Origin of the sequence: Vibrio proteolyticus NBRC 13287 (genome assembly GCF_000467125.1) — a bacterium.
GTDB classification, from domain to species: domain Bacteria; phylum Pseudomonadota; class Gammaproteobacteria; order Enterobacterales; family Vibrionaceae; genus Vibrio; species Vibrio proteolyticus.
In genome coordinates this window covers 1-23935 of the sequence record NZ_BATJ01000003.1, presented here as the reverse complement: position 1 = coordinate 23935, position 23935 = coordinate 1, and the positions used below count along the sequence as shown (strand labels likewise).

The following is a 23935-nucleotide window of genomic DNA, read 5'->3' as shown; positions in this document are numbered from 1 at the left end:
GATTGAAAAGGCTTGGTTTTTACCAAGCCTTTTTTTGATCCCTTTTTAGCTGAGCAGCGTATGAACAGTGATAAAAAGTTATACAAAAAATTATTTGTACAACTTTTTAACTCATACTATCTTGTACATAATTAATATTTGTATAGCTTTGTAAGGGTCATGTCTATGGATGTAGAAACCGTTGGGCGAGTGTACAACCAGCTAAACAAGCAGACGCTGCATTTATTGAGGGACATCTACCACGAGGAAGTGGTGTTTGAAGATGCCGCCCATCGTCTGCACGGGTTGCCTGCTCTGCACGATTATTTTGATTCACTCTACGCCAACGTTACTCGCTGTGAGTTCTCGATTTCTGATCAGCAACAGATCGGTGACACCGGATTCCTGATTTGGACTATGCACCTCCAACATCCTAAGTTGCAGAAAGGCAATCCGATCCAGGTCAATGGTGTCAGTCACTTACGGTTTTCACAGCACAAGGTTATCTATCACCGCGACTACTTTGATTTGGGTGAGATGCTGTATGAGCACTTACCTTTGTTGGGCGCTGTGATTAAGACGGTGAAAAAAAGGCTAGGACAATGAACGGTGTATTGATTACAGGGGCAACCTCCGGCATTGGTATGCAGTTGGCGAAAGATTATGCCGATGACGGCTGGCATGTGATTGCCTGTGGTCGCAATGAGAAGGTGTTAGGTGAACTCGAGTTTTACTCGGATTTAATCAGTGGATTGCGCTTTGACCTTACGAAGCGTGAGCAAACGATAGACGCATTGGCGCATTTGCCGTTCAGACCCCAGCTTTGGATTCTCAATGCCGGTGATTGTGAGTACATCGACAATGGTCATATTGATGCTGGATTGGTTGCGCGGGTAATGGACATTAATGTGACTGGTATGGCGAACGCCATTGAGGGGATACAGCCACACTTCTCTGCGGGTCATCGTATAGTGATGGTAGGGTCCATTGCCAGTGAAGTGGCTTTGCCGCGCGCGGAAGCGTATGGCGCGTCGAAAGCGGCCGTAAGTTATCTCGCCAGAGCGCTGGCTTTGGATCTCAAAAGTCAGGGCATAAGCGTGACGACGGTATTTCCGGGTTTTGTGAAGACGCCGCTCACCGATAAAAACGACTTTCCTATGCCCATGCTTGTCTCTGTTGAACAGGCTTCTCGGTCGATTCGTCGCGGTGTGGCAAAAGGCCGGCGAACACTCTATTTCCCGTTTTGGTTTACCGGTTTTTTCCGTCTGATGTCTCTGCTCCCATACCGTTGGCAAGGCACTTTGGTATCGGCATTAATGAAAGGATAACAGTTATGAATATTGCCATTATCGGCACAGGGATATCCGGTTTGACCTGTGGTCACTACCTGCACGAACAGCACAACGTGACGTTGTACGAAGCGAACGACTACATTGGTGGTCACACTGCGACCGTTGATGTCGAGCTTGATGGCCGCACTTACGCTGTGGACACAGGTTTTATCGTTTTCAACGACCGTACGTATCCACATTTTAACCGCTTGATGCAACGCATTGGTGTGAGTGGCTTGCCGACCGAGATGAGCTTCAGTGTCCACAACCAAACATCAGGTCTGGAATACAACGGCCACACGCTGAGCACACTGTTTGCTCAAAAGCGCAATTGGCTGAACCCTGCATTCTATCACTTTATCTTCGAGATCATCCGTTTTAATCGTCTGGCTAAAGCGCATGCAGAACTAGATTACGCACACACACACACGCTAGGTGAGTTCCTGCATGAGCAGCGTTTCAGCCGAGCCTTCTGTGACAACTATATCCTGCCAATGGGAGCGGCGATCTGGTCATCGACACTGGCTGACATGCGAGCATTTCCGCTGACGTTTTTCCTGCGCTTCTTTCTCAATCATGGCTTGCTTGACATCATTAACCGGCCTCAGTGGTTTGTCATCCCGGGCGGATCCCGACAGTACATCGCGCCGCTCATTCGTGGGTTTGAGGACAAAATACGCCTCAGCTCACCCGTAACTCAGGTGACCCGTCATGTTGATGGTGTGTATGTAGAATCGAATGGGGTGACGGAAAAATACGATCAGGTAATCTTTGCTTGCCACAGTGATCAGGCGCTGGCGATGCTGGCTGACAGCTCGCGAGCTGAACAGGCCATTTTGGGTGCGATGACGTATCAGGCCAATGATGTGATCCTGCATACCGATACGACCTTGTTACCCAAGCGTAAAACTGCGTGGGCGTCGTGGAACTATCGCCTCAACGGGCAATCCGGTGAGGAAATACGCAAGCCGACGTTGACGTACAACATGAATATTCTGCAGCACCTGGACGCTGAGCACACTTTCTGTGTTTCGCTCAACTGCCGTGATGACGTCGCACCAGACAAGGTACTGCGTTCATTTGTGTATCATCACCCAGTATTTACCACCGAATCCATTGCCGCTCAGCAACGCAAAGACGAAATTGATGGAGTTCGTCGAAGCTGGTTTTGTGGTGCTTACTGGCACAATGGTTTTCACGAAGATGGCGTGCGCAGCGCACTGGATGTTGTGGCGCAGATTGAACGTTGTGCATCTGATGTGGTGCATCAAGGGGCAGCCTGATGGCAGAAGACCTCAACAGCCGTTTGTTTGTCGGCACTGTTCGTCATCGACGTTTCACTCCGTTGCAGCATGCTCTGCACTATCGCCTGTTCATGCCGTGTATTGATCTCGATGAGTTATCTCGACTGGAGCAACGGGTGTGGTTATTTGGCCGCCGATGGTTCCACTGGGCGCGCTTTCGTCGTGAAGACTACCTTGGTCAGGGTGACCTGAAACACGCGGTACGAGATAAAGTGTTTGAATTAACCGGAGTCCGGTGTGCCGGCCGGGTCGAGGCGGTGATTCATCTGCGTTACTTGGGTGTGTATTTCAGTCCGGTCAATTTTTATTACTTATATGACTTGGATGGTAACTGGTGTTATTTGCTGGCCGAGGTGAGTAATACGCCCTGGAACGAACGACATTATTACGCAATACCCGCGCAAGGTGGCGATGCAAACCAACATTGGCAACATCAGAAAGCATTTCATGTCTCGCCGTTTAATCCGATTGGCCAGCATTATCAATGGCGGCTTAAACCACTGGTTAAAAGTCTTGTGGTTCATTTGGAGTGCCATCAAGACGGCAAGGTGTTTGATGCCACTCTGGCCATGAAACCCAAGCCTTTTCAATCTGGACGTTTGCTGTTCGAACTGATCAAAACGCCAGTGATGGCGGTAAAAGTAGTCGCTGGTATTTACTGGCATGCGCTGAAGTTATGGGTGAAAGGGGCACCGCTTTATTCTCACCCGAAATATCACTCTAAATCGCAGAAGAAATAGAACAATAAAGGAGTATTGCAATGTTAAATACGAATTCAATGACGCTGCCTAGGCAACTGACCAGCGTTCAGAAAACCGCGCGTTCACTGTTATTTAAGAGCCTTCATCAACTGAGTGTCGGCTGTCTGACTGTTGTGGAATCGTATGGCGAGGCAGAAGGGCAAGACACCTTTTACGGCGGGGAACATCATGATTTGCATGCGGTGATAGAGATACATCATCCGGGCTTTTTTCTGCGTGTTGCGCGCGGGGGGAGCATTGCCGCAGCGGAAGCGTATATGGACGGTTGGTGGGACAGCCCGAACCTGACCCGCTTGATGGAACTAATGGCTCGTAACCTGACTGCGCTAGATGATATGGAGCGTCGCAGCAGTTGGTTAACCCGACTGACGTATCGCGTAGGCCATTGGCTGAACCGCAATACATTGCAACGCTCCAAGCAAAATATTCATGCTCATTACGACCTCGGCAACTCGCTCTACGAGACGTTTCTTGATCACAACATGCTGTATTCGTCAGGCGTGTACCTGAGGGATAGCGATACGTTGGAGCAAGCTCAGAACAACAAAATGGCCAGATTGTGTGAGCAGCTCAAGCTCAGCGCTGACGATCATGTGATTGAAATCGGTACTGGCTGGGGTGCGATGGCAATTTATATGGCGAAGCACTTTGGCTGTCAGGTGACGACCACCACCATTTCAGACGAGCAATACCTATACACCCAAGAGGCTGTGGCTAAAGCGGGGCTTGAAGATCGTATAACGCTGCTAAAGCGAGACTACCGGGAGCTAGCCGGCCAGTACGATAAATTGGTGTCGATCGAGATGATAGAAGCGGTCGGACGCGAGTTTCTTCAATCCTATATTCAAAAATGCCAGTCACTGCTCAAACCCGGTGGCTTAATGGCCATTCAGGCGATCACTATTGCCGATCAACGCTACGATTACTATGCCGACAATGTCGATTTTATTCAGAAGTATATTTTTCCGGGAGGTTTTCTGCCGTCGGTCACTGCATTGACCTGCGCGACCACTCGACACAGTGATTTGGTATTGCGCGATCTGTTCGATATTGGCAGCAGCTATGCACGGACCCTGGCAGATTGGCGTCAGCGTTTTGACCAAGCAGAAATGCACGTCCGGGCGCTGGGTTACGATGAACGGTTTATCAGGATGTGGCGTTACTACTTTTGCTATTGCGAAGGCGGGTTCCTGGCCAGAAGCATCAGTACGGTGCACATGACGTTTGAGCGCCCTTAGCTGAGGAAACGCAGTATGTGGCGGCTGATCATTGCTTCAACCTGGTTTCAACTCTTGTGGTTTCTGGCGGTCCTTGGTCAGACGGCTTACCAGTACTGGATGCTCGCGGCGGTCGCTTTGACGTATCTGGTTTCCTGGCAAGCTCTGTCCGTGAGAGGGCGTTGGATTGGGGTAATAGCGCTGCTGGGTTGTGGTGTTGACTGGGTAAACAGTCAGGCCAACGTACTGATCTTTCCACAAGCGTCTTTGCCTGTGTGGCTGGTGGCATTGTGGTTCATCTTTGCCTGGTATGCCACGTTTCTGGTGCCTGTAGTGAGCCAATATCCGCTGCGGTTCGTATCTATAGTAGGAGGAGTTGCTGGGAGCCTCAGCTACTGGGCGGGCTTCAAGCTCGGAGCAGTACAATTTGGCTTTGACACCTTCTGGAGCCTGTTCTTGTTGTGGTTAGAGTGGGCAATACTGGTTGCAATCATCATCAGGGTATTGAGTCATGAAAAGAACAGCTTGGTACAGGGGCGCGATTAGTATCGTTTTGCTGTTGTTATCGTCATTCTCCTTTGCGGTCGTTGCGTCCTCAGGGAGCGAGCACACTTCAGTGCAGTGGAAGAGCTGGCCGACGGTCGGCAAGGCACAGTTGTCCTGGTTTATGTTCGATATTTATGAATCTCGTTTGAAAGCGCCGGCCGGGACGTATCAACTGGCTGACGATATTACCCCTCACGCTTTGGCGCTGCAGATCGATTATCAACGCAACATTTCCCGCGATGAACTGCTTAATGCGACAGCCGAACAGTGGAAAAAACTGGGCTATTCATCAACCCGTTATCGTCCCTGGCTGGCAGCATTGTCTGGATTGTTTCCGGACATTTCCAAAGGGGATCAACTGATTTACGTGACCGACGGTGTAGAGGGGAGCTTATGGTATGCCGAACGCAATCATGCACCGAAAGTGGTCGGTTTGGTATCTGATGAGACGCTGAACGATGCCTTTTTGTCTATCTGGCTATCCCCGCGTAGCCAGTATCCGGAATTAAGAAAACAACTCATAGGGATGCACACGAAATGAAATGGATGGTGGCCATGGTATCCAGTCTTTTACTGATGGCTGGTTGCTCGACCGATGTCGGAGAGTATCAACAAGCGACACCGCGTTTTGATTTGTTTGAATTTTTTCAGGGAGATTTAACGGCCTGGGGCATGATTCAGGATTACAGTGACAAACAGACACGCCGTTTTGAAGTGCAGATACAAGGGCAGGTTGATGGCGATACGCTCACACTGGTTGAAGACTTTGTGTTTGATGATGGAGAAACAGACCAGAGGGTATGGGTGATTAAGAGTGTCGGAGATAAGCGTTATCAAGGGCAGGCGGATGACATTGTTGGTGTGGCCAGCGGAGAAGAAATGGGTAATGTCTTGCAGTGGAAGTACGATTTCGAATTACCGCGCGGCGACTCAACGGTGACCGTAACGTTTGATGATTGGTTATATCGTCAGGATGACAAACGGGCCTTCAATGTGACCAAGATTCGCAAACTGGGGTTTGAGGTCGGGCGGTTGACGATCTTCTTTGAAAAACAATAAAAAAGGCTTCCCTCGGGAAGCCTTTTCTGCTTTTGGCAAATTACAGTTTGTCGGTCAGCTCAATAGCCTGACCAATATAGTTTGCCGGGGTCATCTCTTTAAGACGGGCTTTCTCGTGCTCAGGCAGCTCAAGACCGTCGATGAAGTTACGCATTGCTTCACCATCGACACGCTTACCACGAGTCAGTTCTTTAAGCTTTTCGTAAGGCTTCTCGATACCGTAACGACGCATCACGGTTTGTACTGGCTCGGCCAGCACTTCCCAGTTCTGATCCAGCTCTTTCAACAGGGCTTCACGGTTCACTTCTAGCTTGCTAATGCCTTTCAGTGTCGACGTGTAGGCAATCACGGCGTAGCCAACACCGACACCCAGGTTACGGAGAACGGTGGAGTCAGTCAGATCGCGCTGCCAGCGTGAAATTGGCAGTTTCTGTGCCAGGTGACCAAAAACAGCGTTAGCCAGCCCCAGGTTACCTTCAGAGTTTTCAAAATCGATTGGGTTGACTTTGTGTGGCATGGTCGAAGAGCCGATCTCACCAGCAATGGTTTTTTGTTTGAAGTGGCCAAGTGCAATATAACCCCAGACATCACGGTCGAAGTCGATCAGAATCGTGTTGAAACGTGCAACGGCATCAAACAGTTCCGCGATGTAATCGTGTGGCTCGATTTGAGTGGTGTATGGGTTCCAGGTTACGCCCAGAGATTCTGTGATGAACTCTTCAGAGAATTTGTGCCAATCCAGTTCTGGGTAAGCAGATAGGTGTGCATTGTAGTTACCAACCGCGCCGTTGATTTTTGCCAGGATCTCAACGTTTTCGATTTGCTTATATTGACGCTCCATACGGTACGCCACGTTTGCCATCTCTTTACCCATGGTTGATGGAGACGCAGGCTGACCGTGTGTACGTGACAACAGAGGGATATCACGGTATTCGACTGCCAGTGCTTTGATTGCATCAATCAGGTTACGGATTTCTGGCAGAATAACCGTCTCGCGCGCTTCCTTGAGCATCAGAGCGTGCGAGGTATTGTTGATGTCTTCAGAGGTACAGGCGAAGTGGAGGAACTCGTTCACTGCGTGCAGCTCAGCCACGTCGGCGACTTTCTCTTTCAGGAAGTATTCAACCGCTTTAACGTCGTGGTTGGTGGTGCGTTCAATCTCTTTGATGCGCATCGCGTCGGCTTCAGAGAAGTTCGCGGCCAGATCGTCCAGGAATTGGTTTGCCTGTGCACTGAATGCTGGTACTTCGGCAATCTCAGCAGTGGCTGCAAGTTTTTGTAGCCAGCGGATTTCAACGATAGTACGGTATTTTAGCAGACCGTATTCACTGAAAATTTCGCGTAACGCAATCGTCTTGCTTCCGTAACGGCCGTCTACTGGTGAAACAGCAGTCAATGCTGACAGTTCCATGATGTTCTCCTGAATTGGGTTTCTAAATTTCGTGAGCTTTATACCAACATCGGTGGCAATTGTCACGAATATTGCGCAAACGTTTGCGCGAGAGTGGTTTGTATCGAAAAAAGAGCTCGCGATAAACGCGAGCTGATCATTACATTCTGGCGAGCAGGATTTGTGCCTGCTGGACCATTTTCTTACGTCCGAAAATCAGGTGACGACGTTTGCCGCCAACCTGGCGCCATAAGACGGCGCAGCGGATACCCGACAGCAGTAGGGCACGGACTTTATGCTGATTCGTGGTTTGTTGCAGTACCGACGGGGTTCCTGTTACCTGAATTCGCGGGCCGATTGGGCTGATGACATCCAGATAAACACTGGCCAGATTGCTGATCATATTGTCGTCAAGCAAATCGTAGTGCTCCAATTGGCGTTCCAACATTTGCAGACGGTCACCCAGTTGAGCCATGGCATCACGGCGTCCGGCCAGTTTGCGCTCCAAGGCCATCAGACTGATGATGTAGCGGGTAATTTCGCTGCCAGTAGGCGTACTGTCGATGCCTTGCACCAAACATTCGAGGCCCACTTTCAGATCGGTTTCACGGCCAAAGACCTCCAGAGTTGAGCCTGGGTTGATGTTCAGCACCGCTTTCAGGGAAGTTTCAAACGCGTCCGAATCACAGTCACCGTTTTTCGCTACCTGTTGAACCAAAGCAACGGCCTGGCAAATGCCGGCAAAAGCGATAGTACGGTCGTAGAGTGTGTTAGCCACGTAGTAGTACTCCTCAATTCCTGTTAAATGCGTTCTTCGATGATGCCACCGCCAAGACACACTTCGTCTTTGTAGAAGACGGCGGACTGGCCTGGTGTCACCGCGACCTGCGGTTCATCAAAAATCACTTTGATGGTTTCATCGTCAACCGGGATGATGGTACATGGAATATCTTGTTGACGGTAACGTGTCTTCACGCTGCATTTCAGTGGTTCTTTTATCGCCACACGGTCGACCCAATGCAGTTGTGACGCGATCAGGCCTTGTGATTTCAGCAGCGGATGATCGGCGCCCTGAACGGCAATCAATACATTGCGTTTGAGATCTTTGTCTGCCACGTACCATGGTTCTTCATTGCCGCCACCGCCTTTTTGGCCACCGATGTGCAAGCCTTTACGCTGCCCCAAAGTGTGATACATCAGACCTTGGTGTTCACCGATGACATGGCCTTCCGGTGTCTCAATTTTACCCGGCTGAGCTGGCAGATAGCGAGACAAGAAGTCAGTAAATTTGCGCTCACCGATAAAACAGATACCGGTCGAGTCTTTTTTCTTGGCTGTGATCAGGCCTTGCTCTTCTGCGATACGGCGAACTTCTGGCTTCTCCAGCTCACCGACCGGGAACAAGCTGCGGCCAATTTGCTCGTGGCTAAGTGTATATAGGAAGTAGCTTTGATCTTTGTTGCTGTCTTTGCCACGCAGCATCTGAGGTTTTTCACCTTGTTGTGGGAAGGTACGACGCACGTAGTGACCCATGGCGATATAATCCGCATCCAGAACTTCGTCTGCAAACTCCAGAAACGCTTTGAACTTAATTTCTTTGTTACAAAGGATGTCTGGGTTGGGAGTCCGACCCGCCTTATATTCCGCCAGAAAGTATTCAAAGACATTGTCCCAGTATTCTGCAGCGAAATTAATGGTATGAAGGTGAATGCCAAGTTTATCGCAAACTGCCTGTGCGTCGGCCAGATCTTCTGCCGCCGTGCAGTATTCTTCGTTGTCATCTTCTTCCCAGTTCTTCATGAACAGGCCTTCAACCTGGTAGCCTTGCTGCTGGAGAAGATAGGCAGAAACGGAGGAATCCACACCGCCGGACATGCCGACTATGACTTTCTTTTGGCTGTTATCAGACATTACTTAACACCACTTAAATAAACTGGACGCAAATTCTATCAGAAAGAGTTTAGAGGCGACAGATCCGAGAGGTGCATCACAAACAACTTTCTGAGCAAAAGCTCAATGGTTTTCAGGATAAGTTTCTATATATGTGGCATAGTGGCGGGAAAACAATACCAGGACCGAAAACATGAGCGAAAAAAGCGAATTTATCGAAGAAGGCGAGTTGATTGAGATCGTCGAAAACCAACTCGAAGACGGCAACCCACTTAAAGTCAAAGAGACGCTGATGCGTTTGATGATGACAGGGACTTCGCGCGAAGACGCCGTGGCGATGATGGCGTGCGCGGTCTCGATAGAAGTCTTTGATGTGATGAAGAACGGCGGTGAGTTTAATCTCAAACGTTATTCTGAGCACCTGGAACGGCTTCCTGATTTGAGCTTCATGGAAGGTGAATAAAAAATAACAGTCGCAATCGTTTGCTATAATTCCCTTTGTTGCCGCGCCTTAGTGTGCGCGGTAGAATCCGGCATCCTTTCATCCCATACTCAATACAAACACTATGAAATTTCCAGGACAACGTAAGTCTAAGCACTACTTTCCCGTCCATGCGCGCGATCCACTGGTAAGCCAGGCGCAAGACAGCAAAACCATGTCTCGTACCCATATTATTGGTATCGATCAAACATTGGTCGATATAGAGGCGAAAGTCTGTTCAGAAATGATTGCTAAATATGGATTGAGTAAGGGACACTCGTTAGTGATCGATGATGACAGTGCCGAAGCACTGTATAACGAGTTAAAAGAAAGCAACTTAATTACCAATGAATACGCCGGCGGCACGATTGGTAATACTCTGCACAACTATTCCGTGCTGGCGGATGATCGCTCCACTTTACTGGGTGTGATGAGTCAGGACATTAAAATCGGCAGCTACGGCTATCGTTACCTGTGCAACACCTCCAGCCGCATGGATCTCAATTATCTTCAGGGCGTTGAAGGTGCCATTGGCCGCTGCTTTGCACTGATCACAGAAGATGGTGAACGCACATTCGCCATCAGTGAAGGTCAGATGAATAAGCTGAGCCCAAGTAGTATTCCGGAAAAAATCTTTAAAAACGCGTCAGCCCTGGTACTCACTGCGTATCTGGTGCGCTGTAAAGAAGGCGATCCGATGCCGGAAGCCACAATGCGTGCGATTGAATATGCCAAGAAATACGATGTGCCAGTGGTACTGACGCTAGGCACCAAGTTTGTCATTCAGGATGATCCTGAGTTCTGGCAGGCATTTCTGCGTGAGCACGTTTCTGTGGTTGCGATGAATGAAGACGAAGCGGAAGCATTAACTGGCGAAGCAGACCCGTTAGCGGCCTCAGACAAGACGCTTGATTGGGTGGATTTGGTACTGTGTACTGCCGGACCTATCGGCCTGTACATGGCGGGCTATACGGAAGATGAAGCGAAACGCGAAACGTCTTTACCGCTTCTACCGGGATGTATTGCTGAATTTAATCGTTACGAATTCAGCCGTCCGGCGGTTAAAGACGCGTGTAATAATCCGATACGTGTTTATTCACATATTGCCCCTTATATGGGTGGTCCAGAAAAAATTAAAAATACGAATGGTGCTGGTGACGCTGCATTGTCTGCTTTATTACATGATATGGCTGCAAATAAATACCATAAAGAAAATGTGCCGAACTCAAGTAAACATTCTTACACTTTCCTGACATATTCTTCATTTTCTCAGGTATGTAAATATTCAAACCGTGCGAGTTACGAAGTATTAGTGCAACATTCTCCACGTTTATCACGCGGCTTACCTGAGCGGGAAGATAGCCTGGAAGAAGCGTACTGGGAACGTTAACTCAAATTGTTTATTTAACATTTAAAAATAAAAAAGGCTCCGCAAGGAGCCTTTTTTAAACCAATCTTACGATTAGATAGCGAAGTCTTCCAGAGACTTACCTGCATCCAGTTGCTCTTGAATAGCAGAAGGAGTACGGCCTTGGCCTGTCCAGGTTTTCTCTTCACCGTTAGAATCGATGTATTTATATTTAGGCGGGCGAGGTGCGCGTTTTGTCTTCGCTTTACCTTTTTTATTTTCACCAGCCAGCGCATGAATCAGCGCATCAACATCAATACCGTCTTTAGCGATCTGGTCTGCGATAGCAGCTAACTTAGCCTCTTGCTCTTCACGAGCGGCCATTTCAGCTTCTTCTGCTTCTTTGCGCTCTTGTACAACAATTGTCAGTTTATCCAGGGCTTCTTCCAGCTGTTCAACAGTTAATTCACGTGCATATGCACGCAGACTACGAATATTTAATAGAGTTTTAGTTAGTTCCGACATGACCATTCCTATGAATTTAATAAAGTCGACGAGATAATAATAAACCTCATCAGATATTATGACAATAATCCAATTTCAAGAATTACGTAAAATAATTAATTCAAAACCATTTTTTATGTGAGTGAACATCACGTTTTTCACGTCATCATAAATAAACTTTATACACCTTGCACAAATATAGACCGTTCTTTAGCAGTCTACTACTAACGAAGTACTTTTATTTAAGCTATCGTTCTAATTGTCCGATGCTATGCGGTGAATAGATATCAGAATGTGCTTACATAGATAAGACTTAAAATTTAGTTTTGTTGTCTCAAATGTGATAATTATTGCGTAATAATTTAAATGCTATGCTCTTAATTGCATTTATTTGTGATGAATGTTTTTGTTAATTCCTTAATGATCTCGTGGTCATCTTAGGTTGCAATGCCATTAATGATAAGTACAATAGCGTCCACCTAATGCACAGGCTGGTTAGAAATACTGCAGATATAGATATCATGCAGTTCGATATCCGGCATGTGCGGTAGAGGCGCGAATTGAATGAGTAGTTGTCGTTGGGGTGATGCCGATGAACGATGATGAAAGGTCTGTTCGCCGAAGTGACAGCGTCGATCAAAACCTGTTGCTGGGGTTGAACTCGAAGAGGGTCAACACTGCCATAGTCTATAATTTTAACTATGGAGCGCTACTGTAGGGGTTGGGTGGAGTGTTCACTTCCCTGTCGCTAAGTTCAACATGAGCTGGTCTGATTCGGCTGGTTTGTCTGCAGTAGATCTCTAACCAATATTATCTGGTTTTTGAAGATCATGAATTTAATTGATTTCGCATCATCTCCTTTATCTCTTTTGCCTCCGATAGTGGCATTGAGTCTCGCGATCATTACGCGACGTGTACTGGTTTCTCTGGGCGTCGGTATTTTACTCGGCGCTATTTTGCTCGCTGATTACTCGGTTGGCGGAGCGATGGGTTACGTGGGTACTACCGTGTCCAGTGTCTTTATAGAAGACGGCGGCATTAATACCTGGAACATGAGTATCGTTGGTTTCCTTATCCTGTTAGGCATGATGACCGCATTGCTGACGTTGTCAGGTGGCACACGTGCTTTTGCTGAATGGGCTCAGGTCCGGGTGAAAAGCAAGCGCGGCTCAAAGCTGCTGGCGGCTTTCCTGGGTGTGTTTATTTTTGTCGATGACTATTTTAACAGCTTGGCTGTGGGGTCGATCTCCCGCCCTGTTACTGACCGTTTTTACGTCTCTCGGGCCAAGTTGGCGTACATTCTGGATTCCACTGCGGCACCAATGTGCGTGGTGATGCCTGCGTCAAGCTGGGGCGCGTACATTATGACCATCATCGGTGGCATTCTTGTATCACATGGCATCACTGAGTATTCCGCTCTGGGGGCATATCTGCGTCTGGTTCCGATGAATTTCTACGCGATTTTTGCACTGCTGATGGTCTTCGCCGTGGTGTGGTTCCAGCTTGATGTTGGTCAGATGCGCCGACATGAAATTCAGGCGTCTCAGGGACGCGGTTTCGACTCAGATAAAGAAAACGATGCTCAGGAAGCCCATGAGTTGAATGAAGAGCTGGACATCACTGAAAGTGAACATGGCAAAGTTTCTGATCTGATCCTGCCGATTGTGTTGCTGATTGTGGCGACGATTTCGGCAATGATCTACACCGGAGGCCAAGCGCTGGCTGCGGACGGCCAAACGTTCAACATCCTGGGGGCTTTCGAAAATACCGATGTAGGCAAATCACTGATTTACGGTGGTTTGGTTGGTTTGGTGATGGCGCTGTACACCGTCGTCAAGCAGAAGCTGCCGGTGTCAGATATCGCTAAAACGTTGTGGATCGGCGCCAAATCGATGTTTGGTGCGATCCTCATCCTTATTTTCGCCTGGACAATTGGCTCTGTGATCGGCGACATGAAAACCGGCGCTTATTTATCGTCGCTGGTGCAGGGGAACATCAACCCGCATTGGCTGCCGGTCATTCTGTTCTTGTTGTCTGGCCTGATGGCATTCTCTACCGGTACATCATGGGGCACGTTTGGGATTATGCTGCCCATTGCAGGGGACATGGCTGGCGCGACCGATTTAGCGTTAATGCTGCCGATGCTGAGTGCAGTGCTGGCGGGGTCGGTCTTTGGCGATCACTGTTCTCCGATTTCCGACACCACTATCTTATCGTCGACTGGTGCGCGTTGTAACCACATTGATCACGTGTCAACGCAGCTGCCTTATGCTCTGGCGGTGGCTCTGGTTTCGTCGATCGGCTTTGTGGTACTTGGGATGACGGCGTCAGTTGCGCTGTCTCTGGCGGCATCAAGTGTGTCTTTTGTGCTGGTTTGTGTCGTGATGTCGATGCTAGCCAAGTCGAAGATATCACGCTGTGAAGCGGCGTAACGGTGACACGGTCAAAATGAAAACTCCGCCTCAGGCGGAGTTTTTTGTTTGTAGCCAAAGCTGTGGCAATAACCAGATTTTCCACAAAGGTGTGTGGTGCGTGCTACAGCTGCAAATTGTGCTTTTTGATCAGGCGATACAAGGTGGTTCGAGAGATACCTAGCTGGCGAGCGGCGGCACTCATGTTGTGCTTGTTGTCGGAAATGGCTTGCAACAGATAATCGAGATCAATTTGATCGCTGGCAGGCAACATCTGACGATCAATGACTTCCAGACCGAAGTCAGCGGCTTCCAGGTTGTCATCGTCGCTCATGATCAAGGCACGCTGAATGACATTTCTCAGTTCGCGTACATTTCCCGGCCAGGCGTGTTTAATTAACTGTTCCCTGGCATCTTCGGTAAGGGAAACCTGACGTGAGGGCGCAATTTTATTCAGGAAGAAACGGGCCAAGACTAAAACGTCAGCGCCGCGTTTTCTCAATGGCGGAATTTCGAGCGGAAGAATATTCAATCGATAGTATAAATCTTCACGAAAATTGCCTTGAACTACTTCTTGCTTCAAGTCCACGTGGCTGGCGGCGATTACCCGGCAGTCGACAGAAATTACCCGTTCGGCCCCGACTTTGTGGATCTGCTTACTTTCCAGAAAGTGGAGCAGGTGGATCTGTAAATCAGCTGGCATGTCGCCAATTTCGTCCAGAAACAGCGTGCCGTGATTGGCTTGTTGAATGAAACCAGTGTGGTCTGAAACCGCACCAGTAAAGGCGCCTTTCTCGTGCCCGAACAGCTCTGAAGCGATCAGCCCACTGGGGATGGCGCCGCAGTTAACCTCCACAAAGGGGGCCAATCTTCTTGGCGACGCTTGATGGATGAGTCGGGCACACAAACCTTTGCCTACACCTGTTTCCCCCTGGATAAGCACTTCAGCGTCACATTTCGCGTATTTTTGAATCGCACAATGTAACCCTTTAACGCTTGGACTATCACCAATTAAAGGATACAGGTCAGCTTCGGATAGGTAATGAACTTTATCAGAATGACATCTACTCACGGTTCGACACTATTGGTTAGAACTCACACAGTAATAGTAGTCAGACCGTTCGTATTTGAGGTACGAAAGTCGTATCAATAATGAGAAGAGTTGGTAAATCTAAACTTGCTTTATACAACGAATAGCTTAGGTCAGTTTTGTCGTACATGGCAAGAAAGTTCACACCAAATAATAGGATTAGCGTGTCTAACGTGTTGATTCTTGAATTGTATAATCAATAATTTTCAATAGGTTACGCTTGTCTGTGGACAAGGGCAAAAAAAAACATAAATTACTTGTTGAAAAATAAAATGACCTTAGTTAGTGTTGTAATCATCAAAACGAACACAACAGAACGTAAATAAGTATGCGCAATTTTGTAATGAACATTCATCATCACCATCATCCTGCTTAGTCTTTCGGGAGATGCGCGCATACCCGGGGGGCAGGAAACTCCCGGTGTTTAAAATCAAAGAATTCAGATTTAAAACCCTCGGGAGACCAGAATCTTCCGAGGGTTTTTTCGTTTAACTGGTTTTTTAATTTTAATTATCAATATCTTACACAGGGAATACGTAATGCAGACACAACGCCTAAGAATTGCCATCCAGAAAAAGGGCCGCCTGAGCAAAGAGAGTCAGGCTCTGTTGAAAAAATGTGGCGTCAAGTTCAACATCATGGGAGAGCGTCTGGTTGTTCACTCTTTGAATATGCCGATCGATTTGCTGCTGGTTCGTGATGATGACATTCCAGGCCTGATCATGGATGGGGTGGTGGATTTGGGCTTCATCGGTGAAAACGAACTGGAAGAAGTTCGCCTGGATCGCAAAGCCTTGGGTGAGCCGTGTGAATTTGTGACTTTGCGTCGTCTGGACTTTGGTGGGTGTCGTCTGTCCGTCGCCATTGATAAAGACGAGCAGTACACTGGCCCGCAGGACCTGGCCGGAAAGCGCATTGCGACAACTTACCCTCAATTACTTAAAGCCTACATGGACAAGCAGGGGGTGCCATACTCAGCGTGTATGCTAACGGGGTCCGTCGAGGTTGCACCACGTGCTGGTCTGGCGGATGCGATTGCCGATTTGGTGTCGACCGGAGCTACGCTCGAAGCAAATGGCCTTAAAGAAGCGGAAGTGATCTTCGAGTCGAAAGCGACTTTGATCCAGCGTATGGGCGAATTTGATGAGGATAAAAAGGCACTGATTGAAAAGCTGTTGACGCGTATGCAAGGTGTGATTCAGGCCAAAGAGTCTAAATATATCATGCTGCACGCCCCGGTCGATAAACTGGAGCAGATCAAATCATTGCTGCCGGGTGCCGAGGATCCAACTGTACTGCCGCTGTCTGCGGAAAAACAAAAAGTTGCCGTTCATTTGGTGAGTTCTGAAAACCTGTTCTGGGAAACCATGGAACAGCTCAAAGAACTGGGAGCCAGCTCTATTCTGGTTCTGCCAATTGAAAAAATGATGGAGTAATGAATCATGAGAACGGTAGTCTGGTCATCGTTAAGTGAGTCGCAACAAGACTCAATTCTGGAACGCCCTGCGATCGCAGAGGGGGCCAACATCACGGCCGCCGTGGCGGACGTGATTGCACAAGTCCGTAAAGGCGGCGACGCAGCTTTGTTGGAGCTGACAGCAAAATTCGACAACGTCACTCCTGCGTCGATCCGGGTTCCGACTGAGGAGATTGCCGCCGCTGCAGAGCGTCTATCCGACACTATGAAGCAAGCCCTGGATCAGGCGTATGCCAATATCGCTAAGTTCCACAAAGCGCAAAAGCCACAACCGATCAAAGTAGAAACCCAACCCGGCGTGGTGTGCGAACAGGTTACGCGCCCGATTCAGAAAGTAGGCTTATACATTCCGGGAGGCAGTGCGCCACTGCCATCGACGGTGTTGATGCTGGGCGTTCCGGCCAAAATTGCCGGTTGCCGTAAAGTGGTGCTGTGTTCTCCACCGCCGATCGCCGATGAAATTCTGTACGTTGCCCGTTTGTGTGGTATCGATGAAGTGTACAACGTTGGGGGTGGTCAGGCGATTGCGGCCATGGCGTACGGCAGTGAAACGGTCAGCAAAGTCGATAAAATTTTCGGCCCGGGCAACGCTTATGTCACGGAAGCGAAGCGCCAGGTCAGCAATGATTTTCGTGGCGCGGCCATTGATATGCCCGCGGGGCCATCAGAAGTTTTGGTGCTCGCGGATGAAACGGCCGATCCTGATTTCATTGCCGCAGATTTGCTGAGTCAGGCAGAGCACGGCCCGGATTCTCAGGTAGTGTTGGTGACACCATCGCCGGTACTGGCTGACCAGGTAACGGATGCGGTCAAACGTCAGCTACAAGCGCTATCTCGCGCCCCGATCGCGCAGAAGGCATTAGCATCCAGTCTGATCATAATTGCGGAATCGCTGACACAAGCGGTGTCGATTTCGAACTACTACGGACCAGAGCATTTGATTGTACAAACCAAAAATCCGCGTGAGTTGCTGCCGTTGCTGGACAACGCAGGCTCGATTTTCCTGGGTGACTGGTCACCAGAGTCGGCGGGAGATTACGCGTCGGGAACGAACCACGTGCTGCCGACCTACGGTTACACCCGGACATATTCCAGCTTAGGACTGGCCGATTTTTCCAAACGCATGACCGTTCAGGAACTCTCTGCGCAAGGGTTGCAGAATTTAGCGCCGACCGTGGTGGCGATGGCAGAAGCTGAAGGGTTAGACGCGCACAAACGTGCGGTCACCATCCGAGTAGAAAAATTACAGAAGGAGCAGGCGTAATGGAAAGGCTGGCCCGAAAACAAGTGCAACAACTGACGCCTTATCTGTCGGCTCGACGTATTGGTGGTAGCGGGGATGTGTGGCTTAACGCTAACGAATCACCGTTCGACAATGAATATAAAACAGATTTCGCTCGCTTAAACCGTTACAGCGAATGCCAGCCGACCGCATTGATCGAAGCGTACGCCGCGTACGCGGGGGTTCGCCCGGAGCAAGTGCTGACATCACGCGGTGCGGACGAGGGGATTGAGTTGCTGATCCGTGCTTTTTGTGAGCCGGGGGAGGATGCAATTCTGTTTTGTCCGCCAACCTATGGGATGTACGCCATCAGTGCGGAAACCATGGGGGTGGAACGAAAAACTGTGCCGTTGACACCAGAGTGGCAACTTGACCTGCAGAACATCGAAGCCAATTTAGATAATGTTAAGTTGGTGTTCGTTTGCAGCCCGAACAACCCAACCGGTAATCTGGTTAAACGGGATGACATCCTTCGTTTGCTTGAGATGACGCAAGGCAAAGCGATTGTCGTGATGGATGAAGCCTACATTGATTTCTGCCCTGAAGCATCAACAGTGGACTTGTTGCAACAATATCCGAATCTGGCGATTTTGCGCACTTTGTCCAAAGCGTTTGCGCTGGCGGGGCTGCGTTGTGGGTTTACACTGGCCAATGAATCGTTAATCAATGTGTTGCTGAAGGTGATCGCGCCTTACCCAGTGCCTGTGCCTGTGGCGGACATTGCGTTACAGGCGCTCTCTGAGTCGGGATTGGCTCGCACTAAGTTTCAGGTGCTGGATTTGAATGCCAACCGAGCGTATCTGCAAGTCGGATTGTCCATGGTCGCCGGGGTCGAAGTATTTGAAGGTTGGGGAAACTATCTGCTGGTGAAATTCCCGGATGGTGACGCTTTGTTCAAAGCCGCGTGGGACAGCGGCATTATCTTACGTAATTCGCCGATAGAGAACTGCGTGCGCATCAGTGTTGGGAATCGTGAAGAGTGTGAAAAAACCGTCGCATTTATCCGAAATTACTACCTATCCCTATCCGCAATGTAACCGTAGCTAAGATAATCAAATAAAACACGGTACAGAATTGAATTGCTCCTGGTTGGCAGGAGCCCAGGAATAAAAAGGAAGTTTGAGTGAGCACACAACAGAAGATTTTATTTATCGACCGTGACGGGACATTGATAGAAGAGCCGCCAGTGGACTTTCAGGTAGACCGCCTCGATAAGCTGAAGCTGGAACCGAACGTGATCCCGAGTCTGCTGGCGTTACAGGATGCTGGCTACCGTCTGGTAATGGTTACCAACCAAGACGGTCTTGGGACCGACAGTTACCCGCAGGCTGATTTCGATGCGCCGCACAATATGATGATGGATATTTTTACCTCTCAGGGAGTGAAATTTGACGATGTGCTGATTTGTCCGCACTTTGAAGAAGACAACTGTTCATGCCGCAAACCTAAGCTGGGCATGGTCAAAGACTACTTGCAGGGGGGCAAAGTCGACTTTCAGCAGTCCGTTGTGATTGGCGATCGTCAGACGGACCTGCAACTGGCTGAAAATATGGCTATTCGTGGCATTCAATACCACCCTCAAACCATGAACTGGTCACAGATCCTAAAAGAGTTAACGGTTAAGGCCCGTATGGCCGAGGTGGTACGTACCACCAAGGAAACCGACATTAAGGTCGCGGTTAATCTTGATGAGCAGGGCGGCAACCAGATTTCCACCGGGTTGGGCTTTTTTGACCACATGCTGGACCAAATTGCCACGCACGGTGGATTTCAGATGAAATGCCAAGTGGTGGGGGATTTACACATTGATGATCACCACACGGTCGAAGACACGGCGTTGGCCTTGGGCCAGGCGTTGAAGGAGGCCCTGGGTGACAAACGAGGTATCGGCCGTTTTGGTTTCAGTCTGCCGATGGATGAGTGTCTGGCGCAGTGTGCGTTGGATCTGTCTGGTCGGCCTTACCTGAAATTTGACGCCAAATTCAGCCGCGAACAAGTCGGGGACCTATCGACTGAAATGGTGTACCACTTCTTTCGTTCGTTAACCGACACGCTGGCGTGCACACTGCATTTATCCTCCGCGGGTGAAAACGATCACCACATCATTGAAAGCCTGTTTAAAGCCTTTGGACGTACGTTACGCCAGGCGGTTAAAGTGGAAGGCAACGAACTGCCGAGCAGTAAAGGAGTGCTGTAATGACCGCTGCAAAGATCGTCATCATTGATACTGGTTGCGCTAATGTTTCATCGGTTCGGTTTGCAATTGAGCGTCTCGGTTATGAGGTGACGGTGTCGAAAGACCCGGATGTCGTGCTGAATGCCGACAAACTGTTTTTACCCGGTGTCGGAACCGCCAGCGAAGCAATGAAAAACCTCGAAGAGCGTGACCTGATCACCCTGGTGAAACAGGTAGAAAAACCGCTACTGGGCATTTGTTTGGGCATGCAGTTACTGGGCAAGGTGTCTCAGGAGAAAGGCCAGAAAGCCGACGAATTGGTTGAATGTCTCGGTTTGTGTGACGGTGAGGTTAAACGCATGCAAACCGGCGACTTACCACTGCCTCACATGGGGTGGAATACCGTGACAGCGCAGCCAGGGCATCCGCTATTCACTGGCATCGAATCTGGTGAGTATTTCTATTTTGTACACAGTTTTGCGATGCCGGTGGGCGACTACACCATCGCTCAATGTGATTACGGCAATCCGTTTTCTGCGGCCGTACAAAGTGGCAATTACTATGGGGTGCAATTCCACCCGGAGCGCTCGTCGAAAGCCGGTTCACAACTGATTCAAAACTTCTTGGAATTATAAAAAGGGAATGCGTACGTGATTATTCCAGCACTCGATTTAATTGAAGGTCAGGTGGTTCGCCTTTATCAGGGCGATTACGGCCAGGTGACCGAGTATAAAGTGGATCCGGCGCAGCAGTTCGCGCTGTATCATCAGGCTGGCGCCAATTGGCTGCACCTGGTGGATCTGACTGGGGCTAAAGATACCTCAGCGCGTCAGCTTGATCTGATCGCCAAGCTGCTGGCCAGTACTCCAGCCAATATTCAGATTGGTGGTGGTGTCCGCACCGAACAGGATGTAATTGATCTTCTGGAAGCTGGCGCACAGCGTGTGGTCGTCGGCTCAACGGCGGTGAAACAACCCGCTCTAGTGAAAGAATGGATGGAAAAATACGGCGCAGAGAAAATTGTGCTGGCGTTGGACATCAATATCGACCAGGACGGCACGCGAAAGGTCGCGATCTCGGGCTGGCAGGAAGACAGCGGCGTGACGATCGAAGCCCTGCTGGACGATTATCTGACTGTCGGGCTGAAACACGTGTTGTGTACTGACATTTCCCGCGACGGTACGCTGGCAGGATCCAATGTCGAACTGTACGTGGATCTGTGTCAACAATATCCTCAGGTGCAATTCCAGTCGTCGGGCGGCATCGGTTCGCTGGCGGATATTGAAGCGCTTAAAGGCAGTGGTGTGGCAGGTGTCATTGTTGGCCGGGCGCTGTTGGATGGCAAATTCACCGCAGAGGAGGCATTTGCATGTTGGCAAAACGCATAATTCCGTGTCTGGACGTTCGCGATGGTCAGGTGGTGAAAGGCGTTCAGTTCCGCAATCACGAAATCATCGGTGACATCGTCCCGTTGGCCCAGCGCTATGCTGAAGAAGGCGCAGACGAACTGGTGTTTTACGACATTACCGCATCGAGTGATGGTCGCGTGGTCGATAAGAGCTGGGTTTCCCGGGTTGCTGAGGTGATTGATATTCCGTTTTGCGTCGCGGGCGGCATCAAATCCGCTCAGGATGCGGCGCGTATTCTGGAGTTTGGTGCCGACAAAGTCTCCATCAACTCGCCAGCACTGGCAAGCCCGCAGCTAATTACTGAACTGGCGGATAAGTTTGGCGTGCAGTGTATTGTGGTGGGCATTGATTCCTATTACGACAAAGACACGGGCAAATATCAGGTCTACCAGTTCACCGGTGACGAAGCGCGCACTAAGGCTACACAATGGGAAACGCGCGATTGGGTGCAGGAAGTGCAACACCGCGGCGCAGGCGAAATTGTGCTGAACATGATGAACCAGGATGGCGTGCGCAATGGCTATGACATCGCGCAGCTAAATATGGTGCGTGAGGTGTGTCATGTACCTTTGATCGCATCGGGGGGGGCTGGCGCCATGGAGCACTTTGCTGAGGCTTACCAAAAAGCCAATGTGGACGGGGCACTGGCCGCTTCGGTCTTCCATAAACAGGTCATCAATATTGGTGAGCTGAAACAGTACTTGAAACAACAAGGAATCGAGGTGCGACTATGAGTTTTGAAGCCGCAGAAATAAGCGCACTGTCTGAGCGTATTGACTGGGAAAAAATCGACGGTTTGATTCCAGCAATAGTACAAGACTTTCAGTCCAGCCAAGTGCTGATGATGGGCTACATGAACCAAGAGGCGTTAAACAAAACTGGTGATACCGGTCAAGTAACGTTTTTCTCACGGACCAAGGGGCGATTGTGGACCAAAGGCGAAACGTCCGGCAACGTTCTTCGTCTGCAAAACATTGCGCTAGATTGTGACAACGATACCTTGTTGGTCAAAGTGAATCCCATTGGTCCCACTTGTCACACCGGTACAACAACATGCTGGGATGGCGATGTACAAGAGGAGTCACAAATGGTGTGGCTTCATCAACTTGAGCAGTTACTGGCTGCCCGCAAGAGTGCCGACCCGGATTCTTCTTATACCGCCAGTCTTTACGCCCGTGGTACCAAGCGTATTTCGCAAAAAGTGGGCGAAGAGGGCGTTGAAGTCGCGCTTGCGGCGACGTCGGGTGATAAGGCGGAGCTAGTGTGTGAATCCGCGGATCTGATCTATCACTTGCTGGTGCTGCTGCAGGATCAGGGGCTGTCGCTCAATGATGTGATCAACAAACTCAAAGAGCGTCACAAGTAGCGCTGCGCTTTATGATATAGTTTTCTCAGGCCGTAAGAATTTGGCTCTTACGGCCTTTTTTGTTGTACTTTGTTCAGCATACGATCTGGGTATGCTGACCCAAGAGAAATGAGGAATCCAATGGCTGGTCATAGTAAATGGGCGAACATTCGCCACCGAAAAGCGGCTCAAGACGCTAAACGCGGGAAGATCTTCACCAAACTGATTCGTGAAATTGTGGTGGCAGCGAAAGAAGGTGGTGGTGACGTGGAAAATAACCCGCGTCTGCGTGCGGCGATCGATAAAGCACTGTCCAATAATATGACCCGGGATACCATTAACCGAGCTGTGTCTCGCGGTGCCGGCGGGGAAGGGGACGACAACATGGAAACCGTGATCTACGAAGGCTACGGTCCGGGTGGCACGGCGGTCATGGTGGAATGTATGACGGACAATCGCAACCGAACGGTTTCTGGCGTACGTCACGCCTTTTCCAAAGCAGGCGGAAACCTGGGTACCGATGGCAGTGTAAATTACCTGTTTGATAAGAAAGGCGTGATTTCTTACGAACCGGGATTGGATGAAGACGCGGTGATGGAAGTGGCGTTGGAAAGCGGTGCGGAAGACATCGAAACCGCTGATGACGGTGCGATTGATGTGTACACCACACCCGCAGAGTTTGGTGTGGTCAAAGATGCGCTGGATGCGGCGGGCTTTCTGGCGGCGAACGCGGAAGTGTCACTGGTTCCGTCAACCAAAGCGGACCTGGATGCTGACACCGCGCCTAAGCTACTGCGTTTGATTGATGCACTGGAAGACTTGGATGACGTGCAGGAAGTCTATCACAACGGCGATATTTCCGATGAGGTAGCCGCCACGCTCTGAGCCATCAGAATATGCAGCACTGACAGGTACGCATTGCGTACCTGTTTTAG

At 49.6% G+C, this 23935-nt stretch carries 25 protein-coding genes, 1 riboswitch and 1 other annotated feature; of the genes, 20 read left to right on the top strand and 5 right to left on the bottom strand.

Features of this window, described 5'->3' with window-relative positions:
- Window positions 1-165: 165 nt before the first annotated feature.
- From VPR01S_RS04425 to VPR01S_RS04390, 8 genes are read left to right on the top strand one after another with little or no spacing between them, the layout of a single operon-like run.
- A complete protein-coding gene (locus tag VPR01S_RS04425) occupies window positions 166-585 on the top strand; it encodes a nuclear transport factor 2 family protein (protein ID WP_021704107.1) in 420 nt (139 codons plus the stop codon).
- Window positions 582-1307, top strand: a complete 726-nt coding sequence (locus VPR01S_RS04420) for an SDR family NAD(P)-dependent oxidoreductase (protein ID WP_021704106.1) — start codon at window positions 582-584, stop codon at window positions 1305-1307. Before VPR01S_RS04425 ends, VPR01S_RS04420 begins: the two co-directional genes overlap by 4 nt.
- A gap of 5 nt (window positions 1308-1312) precedes the next feature.
- Window positions 1313-2593, top strand: a complete 1281-nt coding sequence (locus VPR01S_RS04415; RefSeq protein ID WP_021704105.1) for an NAD(P)/FAD-dependent oxidoreductase — start codon at window positions 1313-1315, stop codon at window positions 2591-2593.
- Window positions 2593-3354, top strand: a complete 762-nt coding sequence (locus VPR01S_RS04410) for a DUF1365 domain-containing protein (protein ID WP_021704104.1) — start codon at window positions 2593-2595, stop codon at window positions 3352-3354. Before VPR01S_RS04415 ends, VPR01S_RS04410 begins: the two co-directional genes overlap by 1 nt.
- A 20-nt stretch (window positions 3355-3374) precedes the next feature.
- Window positions 3375-4613, top strand: coding sequence for an SAM-dependent methyltransferase (locus VPR01S_RS04405; protein ID WP_021704103.1), 1239 nt, complete (start codon window positions 3375-3377; stop codon window positions 4611-4613).
- Window positions 4614-4628: 15 nt separating this feature from the next.
- Window positions 4629-5138 (top strand): DUF2878 domain-containing protein, encoded by a 510-nt coding sequence (locus VPR01S_RS04400; RefSeq protein WP_021704102.1) that lies wholly within the window; start codon window positions 4629-4631, stop codon window positions 5136-5138.
- Window positions 5104-5679 (top strand): chalcone isomerase family protein, encoded by a 576-nt coding sequence (locus VPR01S_RS04395; protein ID WP_021704101.1) that lies wholly within the window; start codon window positions 5104-5106, stop codon window positions 5677-5679. The genes VPR01S_RS04400 and VPR01S_RS04395 overlap by 35 nt, the downstream gene beginning before the upstream one ends.
- Window positions 5676-6197 (top strand): DUF3833 domain-containing protein, encoded by a 522-nt coding sequence (locus VPR01S_RS04390; RefSeq protein WP_021704100.1) that lies wholly within the window; start codon window positions 5676-5678, stop codon window positions 6195-6197. The genes VPR01S_RS04395 and VPR01S_RS04390 overlap by 4 nt, the downstream gene beginning before the upstream one ends.
- A 40-nt stretch (window positions 6198-6237) precedes the next feature.
- Here the strand turns inward: VPR01S_RS04390 and purB are convergent, their stop codons facing one another.
- From purB to mnmA, 3 genes are all read right to left on the bottom strand, one after another.
- On the bottom strand, window positions 6238-7608 hold the full coding sequence (purB, locus tag VPR01S_RS04385; protein WP_021704099.1) for an adenylosuccinate lyase: 1371 nt from the start codon (window positions 7606-7608) through the stop codon (window positions 6238-6240).
- A gap of 139 nt (window positions 7609-7747) precedes the next feature.
- Complete coding sequence (gene hflD, locus VPR01S_RS04380) at window positions 7748-8365, bottom strand: high frequency lysogenization protein HflD (protein WP_021704098.1); 618 nt, start codon at window positions 8363-8365, stop codon at window positions 7748-7750.
- A gap of 23 nt (window positions 8366-8388) precedes the next feature.
- Window positions 8389-9498: a tRNA 2-thiouridine(34) synthase MnmA gene (gene mnmA / locus VPR01S_RS04375; protein ID WP_021704097.1), complete on the bottom strand. Its 1110-nt coding sequence runs from the start codon at window positions 9496-9498 to the stop codon at window positions 8389-8391.
- A 172-nt stretch (window positions 9499-9670) separates the two neighbouring features.
- On the opposite strand from mnmA, the gene VPR01S_RS04370 reads away from it, so the two are divergent.
- Window positions 9671-9940, top strand: a complete 270-nt coding sequence (locus VPR01S_RS04370; RefSeq protein WP_021704096.1) for a hypothetical protein — start codon at window positions 9671-9673, stop codon at window positions 9938-9940.
- Window positions 9941-10043: 103 nt separating this feature from the next.
- The gene (locus VPR01S_RS04365; protein WP_021704095.1) at window positions 10044-11348 is read left to right on the top strand and encodes an inosine/guanosine kinase; all 1305 of its coding nucleotides are present in this window, start codon (window positions 10044-10046) and stop codon (window positions 11346-11348) included.
- Window positions 11349-11420: 72 nt separating this feature from the next.
- Here the strand turns inward: VPR01S_RS04365 and VPR01S_RS04360 are convergent, their stop codons facing one another.
- Window positions 11421-11831 (bottom strand): H-NS family histone-like protein, encoded by a 411-nt coding sequence (locus tag VPR01S_RS04360; protein ID WP_021704094.1) that lies wholly within the window; start codon window positions 11829-11831, stop codon window positions 11421-11423.
- 519 nt (window positions 11832-12350) lie between these two features.
- A riboswitch (Lysine riboswitch) is annotated at window positions 12351-12530 on the top strand.
- A 110-nt stretch (window positions 12531-12640) separates the two neighbouring features.
- On the opposite strand from VPR01S_RS04360, the gene VPR01S_RS04355 reads away from it, so the two are divergent.
- Window positions 12641-14242 carry a Na+/H+ antiporter NhaC family protein gene (locus tag VPR01S_RS04355; protein WP_040902267.1) on the top strand — a complete coding sequence of 534 codons (1602 nt, stop codon included), beginning with the start codon at window positions 12641-12643 and terminating at the stop codon, window positions 14240-14242.
- Window positions 14243-14345: 103 nt separating this feature from the next.
- Here VPR01S_RS04355 and VPR01S_RS04350 read toward each other — a convergent pair whose 3' ends face one another.
- Window positions 14346-15293 carry a sigma-54 interaction domain-containing protein gene (locus tag VPR01S_RS04350; RefSeq protein WP_021704092.1) on the bottom strand — a complete coding sequence of 316 codons (948 nt, stop codon included), beginning with the start codon at window positions 15291-15293 and terminating at the stop codon, window positions 14346-14348.
- Between the two features lie 369 nt (window positions 15294-15662).
- Window positions 15663-15799 (top strand) — a sequence feature (His leader region).
- A 51-nt stretch (window positions 15800-15850) separates the two neighbouring features.
- Between VPR01S_RS04350 and hisG the strand changes: the two genes are divergently transcribed.
- The 9 genes from hisG to VPR01S_RS04305 all read left to right on the top strand — a co-directional run bounded on the left by hisG (window position 15851) and on the right by VPR01S_RS04305 (window position 23885).
- Window positions 15851-16747, top strand: a complete 897-nt coding sequence (gene hisG / locus VPR01S_RS04345) for an ATP phosphoribosyltransferase (RefSeq protein ID WP_021704091.1) — start codon at window positions 15851-15853, stop codon at window positions 16745-16747.
- 6 nt (window positions 16748-16753) lie between these two features.
- On the top strand, window positions 16754-18052 hold the full coding sequence (hisD, locus tag VPR01S_RS04340) for a histidinol dehydrogenase (protein WP_021704090.1): 1299 nt from the start codon (window positions 16754-16756) through the stop codon (window positions 18050-18052).
- Window positions 18052-19107, top strand: coding sequence for a histidinol-phosphate transaminase (gene hisC / locus VPR01S_RS04335; protein WP_021704089.1), 1056 nt, complete (start codon window positions 18052-18054; stop codon window positions 19105-19107). The genes hisD and hisC overlap by 1 nt, the downstream gene beginning before the upstream one ends.
- Before the next feature lie 86 nt (window positions 19108-19193).
- Entirely contained in the window at window positions 19194-20267 is a 1074-nt protein-coding gene (hisB, locus tag VPR01S_RS04330; RefSeq protein WP_021704088.1) for a bifunctional histidinol-phosphatase/imidazoleglycerol-phosphate dehydratase HisB, read from the top strand.
- Entirely contained in the window at window positions 20267-20881 is a 615-nt protein-coding gene (gene hisH, locus VPR01S_RS04325) for an imidazole glycerol phosphate synthase subunit HisH (protein WP_021704087.1), read from the top strand. The genes hisB and hisH overlap by 1 nt, the downstream gene beginning before the upstream one ends.
- Window positions 20882-20896: 15 nt before the next feature.
- A complete protein-coding gene (gene hisA / locus VPR01S_RS04320) occupies window positions 20897-21634 on the top strand; it encodes a 1-(5-phosphoribosyl)-5-[(5-phosphoribosylamino)methylideneamino]imidazole-4-carboxamide isomerase (protein WP_021704086.1) in 738 nt (245 codons plus the stop codon).
- Complete coding sequence (gene hisF / locus VPR01S_RS04315) at window positions 21616-22389, top strand: imidazole glycerol phosphate synthase subunit HisF (RefSeq protein WP_021704085.1); 774 nt, start codon at window positions 21616-21618, stop codon at window positions 22387-22389. Before hisA ends, hisF begins: the two co-directional genes overlap by 19 nt.
- On the top strand, window positions 22386-23021 hold the full coding sequence (gene hisIE / locus VPR01S_RS04310; protein ID WP_021704084.1) for a bifunctional phosphoribosyl-AMP cyclohydrolase/phosphoribosyl-ATP diphosphatase HisIE: 636 nt from the start codon (window positions 22386-22388) through the stop codon (window positions 23019-23021). The genes hisF and hisIE overlap by 4 nt, the downstream gene beginning before the upstream one ends.
- Window positions 23022-23141: 120 nt before the next feature.
- A complete protein-coding gene (locus VPR01S_RS04305; RefSeq protein ID WP_021704083.1) occupies window positions 23142-23885 on the top strand; it encodes a YebC/PmpR family DNA-binding transcriptional regulator in 744 nt (247 codons plus the stop codon).
- Window positions 23886-23935 lie beyond the last annotated feature (50 nt).